The 12,200-nt window shown below is 71.6% G+C and carries 11 protein-coding genes and 2 pseudogenes; 7 read left to right on the forward strand and 6 right to left on the reverse strand.

Features of this window, described 5'->3' with window-relative positions:
• Positions 1–188 precede the first annotated feature (188 nt).
• Complete coding sequence (locus LNW71_RS26930) at positions 189–1,082, forward strand: triacylglycerol lipase (RefSeq protein WP_250970571.1); 894 nt, start codon at positions 189–191, stop codon at positions 1,080–1,082.
• Between the two features lie 148 nt (positions 1,083–1,230).
• On the opposite strand, the gene LNW71_RS26935 is transcribed toward LNW71_RS26930, so the two are convergent.
• Positions 1,231–2,271, reverse strand: coding sequence for a lytic polysaccharide monooxygenase (locus LNW71_RS26935; protein ID WP_250970572.1), 1,041 nt, complete (start codon positions 2,269–2,271; stop codon positions 1,231–1,233).
• Positions 2,272–2,475: 204 nt separating this feature from the next.
• Here LNW71_RS26935 and LNW71_RS26940 point away from each other — a divergent pair.
• Positions 2,476–3,953, forward strand: a pseudogene (locus tag LNW71_RS26940) (trifunctional class I SAM-dependent methyltransferase/NUDIX hydrolase/VOC family protein).
• A gap of 36 nt (positions 3,954–3,989) precedes the next feature.
• Here LNW71_RS26940 and LNW71_RS26945 read toward each other — a convergent pair.
• Positions 3,990–4,487: a DUF402 domain-containing protein gene (locus tag LNW71_RS26945; RefSeq protein WP_250970573.1), complete on the reverse strand. Its 498-nt coding sequence runs from the start codon at positions 4,485–4,487 to the stop codon at positions 3,990–3,992.
• On the reverse strand, positions 4,468–5,388 hold the full coding sequence (locus tag LNW71_RS26950; RefSeq protein WP_250970574.1) for a GNAT family N-acetyltransferase: 921 nt from the start codon (positions 5,386–5,388) through the stop codon (positions 4,468–4,470). Before LNW71_RS26950 ends, LNW71_RS26945 begins: the two co-directional genes overlap by 20 nt.
• Positions 5,389–5,457: 69 nt before the next feature.
• Here LNW71_RS26950 and LNW71_RS26955 point away from each other — a divergent pair, with 69 nt between their 5' ends.
• Entirely contained in the window at positions 5,458–5,832 is a 375-nt protein-coding gene (locus LNW71_RS26955) for a GntR family transcriptional regulator (RefSeq protein WP_250970575.1), read from the forward strand.
• 242 nt (positions 5,833–6,074) lie between these two features.
• Here the strand turns inward: LNW71_RS26955 and LNW71_RS26960 are convergent.
• Positions 6,075–7,180: pseudogene (locus LNW71_RS26960) on the reverse strand (DUF5925 domain-containing protein).
• A gap of 226 nt (positions 7,181–7,406) precedes the next feature.
• Between LNW71_RS26960 and LNW71_RS26965 the strand changes: the two are divergent.
• From LNW71_RS26965 to LNW71_RS26975, 3 genes are all read left to right on the forward strand, one after another.
• Entirely contained in the window at positions 7,407–8,216 is an 810-nt protein-coding gene (locus tag LNW71_RS26965; RefSeq protein ID WP_250970576.1) for an SGNH/GDSL hydrolase family protein, read from the forward strand.
• Between the two features lie 277 nt (positions 8,217–8,493).
• Positions 8,494–8,757: a hypothetical protein gene (locus tag LNW71_RS26970; RefSeq protein WP_078598324.1), complete on the forward strand. Its 264-nt coding sequence runs from the start codon at positions 8,494–8,496 to the stop codon at positions 8,755–8,757.
• Positions 8,758–8,934: 177 nt separating this feature from the next.
• Positions 8,935–9,543 carry a TetR/AcrR family transcriptional regulator gene (locus LNW71_RS26975; protein ID WP_250970577.1) on the forward strand — a complete coding sequence of 203 codons (609 nt, stop codon included), beginning with the start codon at positions 8,935–8,937 and terminating at the stop codon, positions 9,541–9,543.
• A gap of 69 nt (positions 9,544–9,612) precedes the next feature.
• Here LNW71_RS26975 and LNW71_RS26980 read toward each other — a convergent pair whose 3' ends face one another.
• Together LNW71_RS26980 and LNW71_RS26985 are read right to left on the reverse strand one after the other, a co-directional pair.
• Positions 9,613–10,449 (reverse strand): ABC transporter permease, encoded by an 837-nt coding sequence (locus LNW71_RS26980; RefSeq protein WP_250970578.1) that lies wholly within the window; start codon positions 10,447–10,449, stop codon positions 9,613–9,615.
• Positions 10,446–11,423 (reverse strand): ATP-binding cassette domain-containing protein, encoded by a 978-nt coding sequence (locus tag LNW71_RS26985; protein WP_250970579.1) that lies wholly within the window; start codon positions 11,421–11,423, stop codon positions 10,446–10,448. The genes LNW71_RS26980 and LNW71_RS26985 overlap by 4 nt, the downstream gene beginning before the upstream one ends.
• A gap of 63 nt (positions 11,424–11,486) precedes the next feature.
• Between LNW71_RS26985 and LNW71_RS26990 the strand changes: the two genes are divergently transcribed.
• Positions 11,487–12,197, forward strand: a complete 711-nt coding sequence (locus LNW71_RS26990) for a TetR/AcrR family transcriptional regulator (protein WP_250970580.1) — start codon at positions 11,487–11,489, stop codon at positions 12,195–12,197.
• Positions 12,198–12,200 lie beyond the last annotated feature (3 nt).

Raw genomic sequence — 12,200 nt, forward strand, 5'->3', positions numbered from 1 at the left:
CCTGACCGCCGGGGGCTGTCCTGAAGCTACGGTTACTCCCGCGTCAGTTTTTACCGACGCGTAACTTCCCACCCCACCTTACTCATGCGTAATTTGGCATGAGCACATAGAGCGTCGTCAGAACTTGTGGTCCGGGCCGCAGGGTGCACAGACATCGCAACTCCCTTGAGCCGCAAGGAGACCACACGATGCTGCCCTGGATCCGTGCACCGCGCACCCCTCGTGCGCGGAGAACCCTCGCCGCACTGCTCCTCGCCGTCGCCGCAGTCGCCACCCCCACGGCCACTGCCGCTGCAGCCGCCCCCACCGCCGCCACAGCCACTTCGCGTGGCTGGAACGACTACTCCTGCAAACCCTCCGCAGCCCACCCCCGCCCCGTCGTCCTGGTCCATGGAACCTTCGGGAACTCGGTCGACAACTGGCTCGTCCTGGCCCCCTACCTGGTGAACCGGGGCTACTGCGTCTACTCGCTCGACTACGGGCAGCTCCCCGGTGTGCCGCTCTTCAACGGCCTGGGCCCGATCGACAAGTCGGCCGGTCAGCTCGCCACCTTCGTCGACAAGGTGCTCGCCTCCACCGGGACGTCCAAGGCGGACATCGTCGGCCACTCCCAGGGCGGCATGATGCCGAACTACTACCTGAAGTTCCTCGGCGGGCAGTCCAAGGTGAACGCCATGATCGGGCTCGCGCCCGACAACCACGGCACCACCCTCCTCGGCCTGGCGAACCTGCTGCCGTACTTCCCGGGCGCCGGGGGCCTGCTCAACTCCGCCACTCCCGGACTCGCCGACCAGGTCGCCGGCTCCCCCTTCATCACCAAGCTCAACGCGGGCGGCGACACCGTGCCCGGCGTGCACTACACCGTCATCGCGACCAGGTACGACGAGGTGGTGACCCCGTACCGGACGCAGTTCCTGGACGGACCGGACGTGCACAACGTCCTGCTCCAGGACCTGTGCCCGGTCGACCTGTCCGAGCACGTGGCGATCGGGACCATCGACCGGGTCGCCTACCACGAGGTGGCGAACGCCCTGGATCCGGCGCACGCCACCCGCACCACCTGCGCCTCGGCAGTCGGCTAGGCCCTCTCGTTCGGATCAGGCCGGATCATGCCGGGCTCGCCTGCCCCGGTGCCTGATACGGCCTGATCCACACCCGGCGGCCCAAACAGGACCGGACGGCCCTGGGCAGATCCGGACGGCCCCGGGAAGCCCGGGGCCGTCCGCTCGCTCAGCGCCCGTGCCGTCCGGTGGAGGCGGCCCGGCGCCGCACCGAGGTGAACAGTGCGGCCGCGCCCAGGGCGAGCGCGGCCGCGCCACCCATCGTCAGGTACGCCGTGCTGCTGCTGCCACCCGTCTCGGCGAGGTTCGGCCCCGCCGCGGCGGGTGCGGCGGACGCGCTGTCCGGCTCGGGGGCGTTGGCCGCCGCGTCCGGCGTGCCGGCCGCGGCGGTGACCTTCGCGCCCGTACCGGCGTCGCCGTCACCGTGACCGCCGTGCTCGACGGACGACTTGGCCTCGCCCTTCGTGATCTCCTGCTCGGACGGGGCGGACGCGGACGGGGCCGGAACCGCGGCGACCGACCCGCTGCCCTCCTTGTCGCCGTCGGCCGTACCGCTTGCGGCCGTGCCGTCGAACATCACGTCGGAGCAGGCGTAGAACGCCTCCGGTGAGTCGGAACGCTGCCAGACGGTGTAGATCAGCTGTCGTCCCGCGCGCTTGGGCACGGTGCCGTCGAAGACGTACGACCCGTCCACCAGCTTCGGGTCGGCCACCTCGACGAACGGCTTCTCCTCCAGGTCCGACCACTTCAGCGGCTTCGCCGGGTCGTAGCCGTCCGCGGTCATGTACAGGGCGAAGGAACCCTTGTGCGGGGCGGTGGCGCGGAAGCGGAAGGTGTGGCTGCCCGCAGCCAGCTTCGTCGCCGGCCAGTCCGCGCGCGGCAGATCGAGTCCCTTGAACTTGTCGTTGCCCGCGCTGCACAGCTTGCCGTCCGGGATCAACTGACGGTGGTTGCCGGCCGCGTTGGCGATGTTGACCCCGTTCCAGTCGTACAGCGCCTGGGTGCCGCCCGCCGCGACCGCTGCCACGCACGCCGCGGACCGCGGGTTCTCGGGGCCTTCGGCGAAACAGGCCGAGACGCGGCTGACCGGGTCCGAGAGCGAGCCGTGCGCCGAGGCCGGGGCCGCGGTCAGAACGCTCAGTGCGAGGGGTGCCGCTGCGAGCGCGGCGATACCGGCGGCCTTGCGACGGGCGGGGGTGATGACGGCCATGGTGGTGGTGCTCCTTCGGCTGTCCACGTCTGTGGGGGGTGTCCGGGAAACAGCAAGCTAGCCGCTGTCCGGCCGCGTACCGGCCCCGGAAAGGGCCAGGTGGCGATCGTTATGACGGGCTTAAGGAGCCACTCAGAAGCGATTAAGTCCGGCCGTCCTGGACCGACTTCCGCGACTGTCAGTGGCAGCTGGCACGATCGGACCATGACGACGATCGACTGGGACTCCGCCGCCGACTCCTTCGACGAGGAGCCCGACCACGGGCTGCTCGACCCGGTGGTCCGGCACGCCTGGGCGCGGCGGCTGGAGAGCTGGCTGCCCCGCGAGCGGTCCGAAGTGCTCGACCTGGGGTGCGGCACGGGAAGCCTGGCGCTGCTCGTCGCCGGGCAGGGACACCGGGTGACCGCAGTGGACCGCTCGCCGCGCATGGTGGAGCAGGCGCGCGCCAAGCTCGCCGGGACGGGGACCGGGGTGCTCGTCGGGGACGCGGGCCGGCCGCCGGTCGGCAAGCAGCGGTTCGACGTCATCCTGGCCCGGCACATGGTGTGGCTGCTCCCCGACCCGGAAGCGGCGCTGCGCCACTGGTTCGGCCTGCTGCGGCCCGGCGGGAGGCTGGTACTGATCGAGGGCGTGTGGAACGGGGTGGGGCTGTCCGCCGAGCGGCTCACCGCGCTGCTCGCCCCGTTCACCGAACGCATCCACCATGAGCGGCTCTCCGGCGACCGCGACCTGTGGGGCAAGGAGGTCGACGACGAGCGCTACGCCCTGGTGGCGCGCGCCGAACCGCCGCGCCGGCACTCCGAGGTCGTCGATGTGCACCTGCTCCTCAGGCGAGGCCCCGAGGTCCTGCTCGCCCGCCGGTCCGGCACGGGGTACGCGGACGGGCTGCTGCACGCCCCCTCCGGACACGTGGAGGACGGTGAGGACGTCCGCGAGGCCATGATCCGTGAGACGTCCGAGGAGATCGGGCTCGCGCTCGACCCGGACGAGCTCCGCATGGCCCTGGTCATGCAGCACCGCGGGCCCGGCGGGAATCCGAGGACCGGCTGGTTCTTCGAGGCGGAGTACGACCCGGCCCGGCAGCCGTACAACCGCGAACCGGACAAGTGCTCGGAGCTGGCCTGGTTCCCGCTGGACGCCCTTCCGGACGACATGGTCGCGTACTGCCGCGCCGGACTGGACGGATACCGGGCGGGGGAGCGCTTCCTGATCCACTGGCACGAGGACGGCGACGCCGTCGCGTACGAACCGCGCGGACCCCGCCGCGCGGTTCCGCTGCCCGCCGGCGGGGTCCGCAGCGGCCGGATCCACCACATCGAGCTGTGGGTGCCCGATCTGGCGGCGGCCGCGGCGGGGTGGGGCTGGCTCCTCGGCGAGCTGGGCCATGTCCCTTACCAGCAGTGGGAACACGGGCGCAGCTGGCGGCGGGGCGACAGCTATCTGGTGATCGAACAGTCACCCGACCTGGCCCCGGAGCGCACGAGCGGCGCCGTCCGGGCCTCAACCACCTGGCGTTCCAGGTGTCGGACCGGGCGGCTCTCGACGCGCTGGTGGCCCGTGCCCCGGACCACGGCTGGCGGCTGCTCTTCGCCAACCGTCATCCGCATGCGGGCGGCGAAGAGCACGTGGCCGCCTACCTGGAGGACGCGGCGGGGTACGAGGTGGAGCTGGTGGCCGGCTGAGCGGCCCGCGCCGGCGGGGACCGTCGGGCGGCGCCCTCAGCTCAGCAGGCCGGCGAAGCCGTCCGCCGTACGGGCGAGCCGTTCCAGCTCGTCCAGTGCCCGCAGCGCGGCCGTCGCCGCCGCCGGATCGCGTTCGGCCAGACCGCTCTCCTCGAACTCGTCCTCGTCCAGGCGCAGTACGCGGGAGCGGTCCGCCGAGACCCACAGATCGAGATCCAGGTCCTCGACGACCAGTTCGCCCTCGCGCAGCACGGCGGGGCGGGTCACATCGCAGTACCAGCCCTTGAGTTCACCCATGCCGGTGCGGACCTCCTTCACCGCGAACCAGGCGTCGCGCCAGTAGTGCTCGGTGAAGACGTCCCCCGGCTCGAACCGTACGAAGCCGAAGTCACGGACCCCGGGGGCGGCCCAGGGTGCTCGCACGGTCACCCGGGTGCCGTCGTCGCCGAGCACGGCCGCCGGGTACCTGATCTTGGTCTTCCCCGCCTTGACCAGGACGACCGTCAGTTCGGCATCAGCCGAGCCTGCGGACATGGCGCACCTCCGTGGCGCAGATCTCGTAGCCGAACCAGCGATTGATCGCCAGCATCGGACCGTTGTCGGCGTCGTTGCCGGTGTAGGCGTCGGTGCAGCCGGCGCCGCGCGCCCGGTGCAGCGAGTCGTTCTTGGCGAGCTTCGCCAGCCCCCGGTTGCGGTACGCCCGCCGGGTGCCGGTCATCCCGGACCAGTAGCGGCCCGTACCGTCGGTCTCCGCCACGCTGAAAGCCGCGACCTCGCCGTCGGCAGTCACCACCGAGGTGAGGTGGTGATCCAGGCCGGGGCTGCGCCAGATCTCGTCGAGCCACTCCTCGTAGCCCGACAGCAGGGCCGGCGTGTCGCTGGGCTCGTCCGCGGTGGTCTCGGCGTCCGCCTCGAAGAGCGGGCGCGGGTCGTCGGCGAAATCGGCGGCGGTCCGCAGCTCGACCCCGGCCGGCAGGTCCTGACGGGGCGGCAGCGTGCCGTGGGCCAGATCGAGGTGGAAGAAGTGCGCCGGGCGGCTCGGCTCGTAGCCGCGGCGCTTGGCGAACGCCAGGTCGTCCGGGGTGTCCAGCACCCAGGTGTAGACCGAGGTCGCACCGGCCAGGGCCAGATACTCCTCGGCCGTGCGCAGCAGCAGTGTGCCCGCGCCACGGCCGGTCCGTTCCGGATGGATGTACGGGTTGCAGAACGCCTGTCCGGGCTCGGGGCTCTCATGGGCCAGGCCGACCTGGGCCGTCCCGATGAGCTCGCCGTCCTCCTCCGCGACCAGCAGGCGGTAGCGCTTCGCGGGGGCGGCGTTGGCCAGGTCGAAGACGACCCGCTCGGGTGTGGTGACCATGAACGGGAGCGCCGCGCGCCGCACCCGCACCCAGCCCTCGGCGTCGGCGGGCCGGAAGTCGCGCACGATGACAGTCATGCGCCGGACCGTACCCGGAGATCCGGCCCGGTCGCCCCCGAATTTCCGCCGGTGGGGGAGAATCGGGCCGTGACTCTGAAGATCTCCGTTGATCCGGATGCCGGCACCGCCCCGTACGAGCAACTGCGTACGCAGATCTCCGAACAGGCCCGCTCCGGCGCGCTGCCGGTCGGCTACCGGCTTCCGACCGTACGCGGCTTCGCCGAGGAACTCGGTCTCGCGGCCAACACGGTCGCCAAGGCGTACCGGGCGCTGGAGGCCGACGGGGTGATCGAGACGCGCGGGCGCAACGGGACGTTCGTCGCCGCCGCGGGCGACGCGGCCGACCGCCATGCGGCGGCCGCGGCGCGGGAGTACGCGGAGCAGGTGCGGCGGCTGGGCGTGTCGCGGGCACGGGCCTCGGCGTTGGCGGAGGACGCGGTGCGGGCGGTGTATGCCGGATAGGCGGGGGCGGGGGCGGTGGCGGTGCTTGGGGGCCGGGTCGTCCGGCTGGGCGCTTCGTCCTCAATCGCCGGACGGGCTTGATCTTGGCCGCCGGCGGTCAGGTTTGTCCTCAACCGCCGGTCTTGGCCGCTGTCCGGCGGTCAGGTTCGTCCTCGAACGCCGGGCCGGCTGAAGCGATGTCCCCCATCGCCGGACGGGCTCGGGTGTGCGCCCCGTTCGCCTGACGTGCGGCTGTTCGGGGCTCAGAGGTACAGGCCCGCGTCCGCGCCCGAGTCCTGTTTGGGGACCGATGCGGGGGTGGTGCCGCGGCGCAGGGCGTACAGCTCCGCCAGCGTGGCGCCCTCGTGGGAGCCGTCCCGGCCCAGGCCCTCGTCCGTGCCCAGCCAGGACACCGACTCCTTGCGGGTCAGTGGGCCCACCTCGATCCTGGCCAGGCAGCGGCCCGGCCTGACGACCGCCGGGTGCAGGCGTTCCAGGTCCTCGTTGGTGGTCACCCCGACGAGCACGTTGCGGCCTTGGCCCAGCAGGCCGTCCGTGAGGTTCAGCAGCCGGGACAGCGCCTGGCCGGCCGTGTGCTTGGCCTCGCCGCGGATCAGCTCGTCGCAGTCCTCCAGGAGCAGCAGCCGCCAGCGGCCCTTCGCGGTGCCGTCGTCCTCGCCGATCGCGATGTCCATCAGATAGCCGACGTCGTTGAAGAGCCGTTCGGGATCCAGCACGCAGTCGACCTGGCACCAGTCCCGCCAGGACCGGGCCAGGGTGCGCAGCGCCGAGGTCTTGCCGGTGCCGGGCGGGCCGTGCAGCAGGAGCAGCCGGCCCGCGATGTCGTCCGGGGTGACCTTCATCAGCCGGTCCATGGCATCGGCCACCGGTGCCGTGTAGTTGGGGCGGACCTCGTCCCAGGTGCCGGCCGCGATCTGCCGGGTCGTGCGGTACGGGCCGCGGCGCGGTGACACGTACCAGAAGCCCATCGTCACGTTGTCGGGCTGCGGCTCCGGCTCGTCCTGCGCGCCGGCCGTGGCCTCGTCGAGCATCTTCCGGGCCAGCTCGGGGTGGTCGCGGTGACCGTGACGTCGGCGCCGCGGTTCCACCGGGAGATCAGCAGCGTCCAGCCCTCGCCCTCGGCCAGAGTGGCGCTGCGGTCGTCGTCGCGGGCGGCGCGCAGCACCTTGGCGGCCGCCGGCAGCAGCGTCGCCCCGGTTCTGACCCGGTCGAGGGAGGAGCTGTGCGAGTACGGCTGCTCGCCCGTCGCGAAGCGGCCGAGGAACAGCGCGTCGACGACGTCGGACGGGGAATCGCTGTCGTCGACGGTGAGCCGGATCGGCAGAGCGGACTCAGGGTTGGCAGACATGGCGCCCATGATCCGGCACGGGGGACCCGGCGCACCCAGGTTTCGCAGGCTGCCTCCGCTTCGCGAGTCGCTGACGAGGCGTGCCGGAGGCCGGGATGACGCATCCTCAGGAGTCCGCGGGGAAAAGCTCATCCGATCGACTTGGCATGGACACTTCCGGAATGGCTGTCGCTGCTGCTACCACGGACATGGCAGAGATCCTGCTGGTCGGTCCAAGGGAGGTTCCATGAAAATGTCCAGACTCGTGGCGTTCTCGTCCTCGCTCCTGCTCGGCGCCGTCATCGCCCTGACCGGGGCAGCCACCGCGAACGCCGCACCGTCCGTCCAAGCCGTCGACTATGTGGCCCTCGGGGACTCGTACTCCTCGGGGGTCGGCTCTGGCAGTTACATCAGCTCCAGCGGTGACTGCAAGCGCAGCACCCTCGCCTACCCCTCGCTCTGGGCCGCCGCCCACTCGCCCGCCTCGTTCGCCTTCACCGCCTGCTCGGGAGCGCGTACCGGTGATGTGACAGCCGGTCAGCTCGCACCGCTCAGCTCCTCGACCGACCTCGTCTCGATCTCCATCGGCGGCAACGACGCGGGATTCTCCGATGTCATGACGACCTGTGTCCTCCAGTCGGAGTCCACCTGCCTCAACCGGATCGCCACCGCCCGCGCATATGTGGACTCCACGCTGCCCGGCAAACTCAACTCCGTGTACGACGCGATCAGCGCCAAGGCCCCGTCCGCCCATGTAGTCGTCCTCGGCTACCCGCGCTTCTACAAGATCGGGGGCAGTTGCGTCGTCGGTCTGAGTGACAAGGTGCGCACCGCCATCAACGGCGCCGCCGACTACCTCAACGCGGCCACCGCCAAGCGTGCCGCGGACCACGGCTTCACCTTCGGTGACGTCGCGGGGAAGTTCACCGGGCACGAGATCTGCTCGGGAAGCGCCTGGCTGCACAGTCTCAACTGGCTCGACATCGGTGAGTCGTACCACCCCTTCGCCGCCGGCCAGTCCGGGGGCTATCTGCCCGTCCTCAACTCGGCCGCCTGACCGGGCGCGTACGCCCGTACGCCGTCCGCTTCGACAGTCCGCCGTACGCAGGTCCCGCAGGCCGGGGTCTGCGTGCGGCGGGCCGGCCGTGGATCGGCCCAGGAGGTCCGGTGGTTGATGCTCTGTCCAACTCGCCCTGGAATCGGGCGGATTCGGTGACCGGTCGTCAACCTCCGTATGTGTGTGCTCAATCCTGTGCCCGGGATACACGAGTGTCGCCGCGGGGGATAGGGTTAACCTGCCCGGGCCGGGTGCCCTCGTACGGGTGGGGAGTGACATGGAACAGATAACGATGCGGAGCAGGCCGCGAGTGCCTGCCATCACATGCGGGAGCGGTGCGACGAGTTCGCGCCTCGACCGCCATCTTGCGGTGCTGGGCGGCCCTGCCGTCCCGCAGCGCGAGTCCGCGGAGGCGACGCTGCTGATGCTGGAGCTCACCTCGCGCGACGCCGCGCACACACGCCGGAGCAGGAGTGCGCGGGTCTCGCTCTTCGCGCCGCTGCGACGACTGCGACGCTCGCTCTTCGGCAGCCGCCGCTGAGCTGACGGCCCTGGTCCCGCGTATCGCGCTGCTGCCCGCTCTTCCGTCACCCCGGAGCCGGCAGTGGCGCGTCGCCATGTCCGCGTGCGGCCCTCGACGGGGCAGTGATCGCACGCCGCTCGGCGGTGGAGTGGGTGTCGAGGTAATTCGGTGCCGAAGTACTTCTAGACTGGCGGTATGCCCGAGAAGCGAGCCGCGCGCCTGAGCCCCGACGAGCGAAGGGCGCAGTTGGTGTCGATTGGCGTGGACATGCTCGCCGACTGCTCGCTGGACGAGCTCTCCACCGACGATGTGGCGCGCCGCGCCGGTATCTCCCGGGGACTGCTCTTCCACTACTTCGACTCCAAGCGAGACTTCTACCGCTCCGTGGTGCAGCGGGAGTGCGACGACTTCGCCGCAGCCACGGAACCGGACTCCTCGCTGGAGCCCGTCCCCTGGCTGCGGTCGTTCATCGCCGGATTCGCCACGTACGTCACGGAGCACCGCAGGGTCTATCTCGCGCTGGTCCGCGGCGCCGCCGGCAGCCATCCCGCCGTGGAGGACATCGTCGAGTCCACCCGCGCCACCCTGGCCCGGCGGGTCGAGGAGGGGCAGCGCCGGCTCGGGATGCCGGACTCGCCGCGGCTGCTCGTCGCGGCCCGGGCCTGGATGGCCTTCGCCGAGGAGGCCGTCACCAGCTGGCCGCTCGACGAGCCGGACGCCCTCACGGAACTCGGCGCCTTCCTGGAGTCGAGCTTCATCTGCCTGCTCGGTGCCCTGGACCGGCCGGTCGCGCTGCCGGGCTGAGGGTCGTCGGACCCGTCAGATCCGTCGGTGCCGTTGGTGCCGTCAGACCCGTCTGAGCTGTCAGCCCAGTCACTCGCCGCCGCGCGCGTACCGGCGTACGGACAGCGGTACGGCGACCGCGAGCAGCGCCGCCGACCAGAGCAGCGTTCCGGCCACCGGGTGGGCGACCGGCCAGGCGGCGTCGGCGGCCGGTGCGGCGTTGCCGAAGAGGTCGCGGGCGACCGCGGCGACGGCGCTGATCGGGTTCCATTCCGCGAGGGTGCGCAGCCAGCCCGGCAGGTTGCCGGTCGGGATGTACGCGTTGGAGAGCAGCGGCAGGATGAACGTGGCGGCCCCCAGCTGGCCGGCGGCCTCCTCGTTACGGATCAGCAGCCCCAGCCAGCAGCCCACCCACGCGGTGGCGAACCGGAACAGCAGCAGCAGCCCGAACGCGCCCAGCGCGGCGGCCGGGCCGCCGTCGATCCGCCAGCCCACCGCGAGCCCGACCAGGATCAGCGGGACCATGCCGGCGGCCGAGGTCAGCAGATCGGCCGCGGTCTGTCCGAACGGCACGGCGGCCCGGCTCATCGGCAGGGCGCGGAACCGGTCCATCACGCCCCGGTGGCAGTCCTGCGCGGACTGGAACATCCCCGTCATGATGCCGTTCGCCGCGGTCGCCGCCAGCAGCCCCGGGACCAGGAAGGCGCGGTACTCCTGGCCGGGCATGGCCAGGGCGCTGCCGAAGACGTACCCGAAGAACAGCAGCATGTTGATCGGCATGGTCTGGGTCAGGATCAGCACGCCCGGCGCCGCCTTGATCCGCTGCAGATGGCGGCCCAGCACGGCCAGGCCGTCCGCGAGCGGTGTGCCGGCGCTCTGCCTGGTGTACGCGGCGGGCCGCTCCGTCACGAGTGCGCTGCTGCTCATGCTGCCGTCTCCTTCGGTGGCGGGGCGGTGCGGCCGGTGTCGCGGCCGGTCAGGCGGAGGAAGACCTCGTCGAGGGTGGGCGGCCGCAGACTCGCGTCGATCACCGCCGCGCCCGCCGCGTCCAGCTCGCGGACGATCCGGGGCAGGGTGAGCGTGGGGTCGCAGGCGACGGCGCCCACGGTGCGGCGTCCGTGGTCGAGGACCGGCTCGGCGCCCGTCAGCCGGTCCAGGACGGCGGCGGCCGGGGTGAGCGCCGACGCGTGGGCGACGACCACTTCGGCGTAACTGCCGATGAGTGCCTTCAGCTCGGCGGGGGTGCCGCGGTGGGCCGCCCGGCCGCTGTCGACGAGCACGATGTCGTCGGCCAGCTGGTCGGCCTCCTCCAGATACTGCGTGGTCAGCAGGACGGTGGTGCCGCTGCCGGTGAGCTCCCGTACCGCCGCCCAGATCTGGTTGCGGCTGTGCGGGTCGAGCCCGGTGGTCGGCTCGTCCAGGAACAGCACGTGCGGCCTGGACAGCAGACTGGCGGCGAGATCCAGCCGCCGCCTCATCCCACCCGAGTAGGTGCGGGCCGGGCGGTCGGCGGCGTCGGTCAGCTCGAAGCGTTCGAGGAGGCCGTCGGCCCGGGTGCGTGCGGCCTCGCCGCGGAACTTGAGCAGCTTGGCGAAGAGCCGGAGGTTCTGCCGGCCGGACAGCTCGCCGTCGACCGAGGCGCTCTGCCCCGTGACGCCGATCGCCGCCCGCACCGCGCCGGCCTCGCGCACCACGTCGTGACCCGCGACCCGGGCGCTGCCTGCGTCGGGTGCGGTCAACGTGGTGAGCACCCGGACGGCGGTGGTCTTGCCGGCGCCGTTGGGCCCCAGCACTCCGCAGACGGTGCCCTCGGCCACGGCCAGATCGAGGCCGCGCAGCGCGTGGACGTCGCCATAGCGCTTTTCCAGACCTTCACTAAGTACGGCGTACGTAGTTGTCATGCCCCAACCGTAGCGCACTACGTACGGTGTACGTAACTACCATGGTGGTCGAGGTGATGATCAATGGTGGGGCGACCCGCTGTACCGGAAGTGATCTGGGCGCGTCCGGAGCGTGCCGGCCGAGGTCCCAGGCCCGCGTTCAGCCGTGCGGACATCGCGGCGGCCGCCGTGCGCATCGCTGACGCGGACGGCCTTGACGCGGTGTCGATGCGGAAGGTGGCGGCCGAGCTCGGCTGCGGCACGATGTCGCTGTACAACTACGTGCCCCGCAAGGAGGACCTGCACGAGCTGATGCTCGACGCGGTCAGCGACGGGTACGAGTTCGCGGAGCCCTCCGGCGACTGGCGCGCCGACCTGCTGGCCCTCGCCCACCAGACCCGCGGGATGATGCACCGCCACACCTGGGTGCCCCGGCTGATGTCACCCGTGTACGGATTCAGCCCGAACGCGCTGCGCTACCTGGAATACGCGCTGAGCTGCCTGGACGGGGTCGAGGCGCGGTTCGGCGAGAAGATGGAACTCATCGCCATGGTCAACGGCGTGGTCACCACCTACACCGCCAACGAGATCGCCACGGCGGAGCGCAGCCGGTCGCTGCCCTGGTCCGAGGAGCAGGAGCAGGCGGCCCGCACCGGGTATCTGATCAGCCAGATCATGACCGGGAAGTATCCGCGGATGGCGGCCGGATTCGCCGAGGACTCCGGGCCGATCGACCTGGACGGGGTGTTCGACCGGGCGCTCGCCCGGGTGCTGGACTCGTTCGACAGCCAGTAGGGC

This window comes from Streptomyces sp. RKAG290 (genome assembly GCF_023701695.1).
Taxonomy (GTDB): domain Bacteria; phylum Actinomycetota; class Actinomycetes; order Streptomycetales; family Streptomycetaceae; genus Streptomyces.

Excerpts from the sequence above, each read along its gene's own strand:
- LNW71_RS26990 (WP_250970580.1), top strand. The coding sequence starts at position 11,487 with ATGGTGGGGCGACCCGCTGTACCGGAAGTGATCTGGGCGCGTCCGGAG.
- LNW71_RS26935 (WP_250970572.1), bottom strand. The coding sequence starts at position 2,271 with ATGGCCGTCATCACCCCCGCCCGTCGCAAGGCCGCCGGTATCGCCGCG.
- LNW71_RS26985 (WP_250970579.1), bottom strand. The coding sequence starts at position 11,423 with ATGACAACTACGTACGCCGTACTTAGTGAAGGTCTGGAAAAGCGCTAT.
- LNW71_RS26950 (WP_250970574.1), bottom strand. The coding sequence starts at position 5,388 with ATGACTGTCATCGTGCGCGACTTCCGGCCCGCCGACGCCGAGGGCTGG.
- LNW71_RS26970 (WP_078598324.1), top strand. The coding sequence starts at position 8,494 with ATGGAACAGATAACGATGCGGAGCAGGCCGCGAGTGCCTGCCATCACA.
- LNW71_RS26930 (WP_250970571.1), top strand. The coding sequence starts at position 189 with ATGCTGCCCTGGATCCGTGCACCGCGCACCCCTCGTGCGCGGAGAACC.
- LNW71_RS26980 (WP_250970578.1), bottom strand. The coding sequence starts at position 10,449 with ATGAGCAGCAGCGCACTCGTGACGGAGCGGCCCGCCGCGTACACCAGG.
- LNW71_RS26945 (WP_250970573.1), bottom strand. The coding sequence starts at position 4,487 with ATGTCCGCAGGCTCGGCTGATGCCGAACTGACGGTCGTCCTGGTCAAG.
- LNW71_RS26975 (WP_250970577.1), top strand. The coding sequence starts at position 8,935 with ATGCCCGAGAAGCGAGCCGCGCGCCTGAGCCCCGACGAGCGAAGGGCG.
- LNW71_RS26965 (WP_250970576.1), top strand. The coding sequence starts at position 7,407 with ATGAAAATGTCCAGACTCGTGGCGTTCTCGTCCTCGCTCCTGCTCGGC.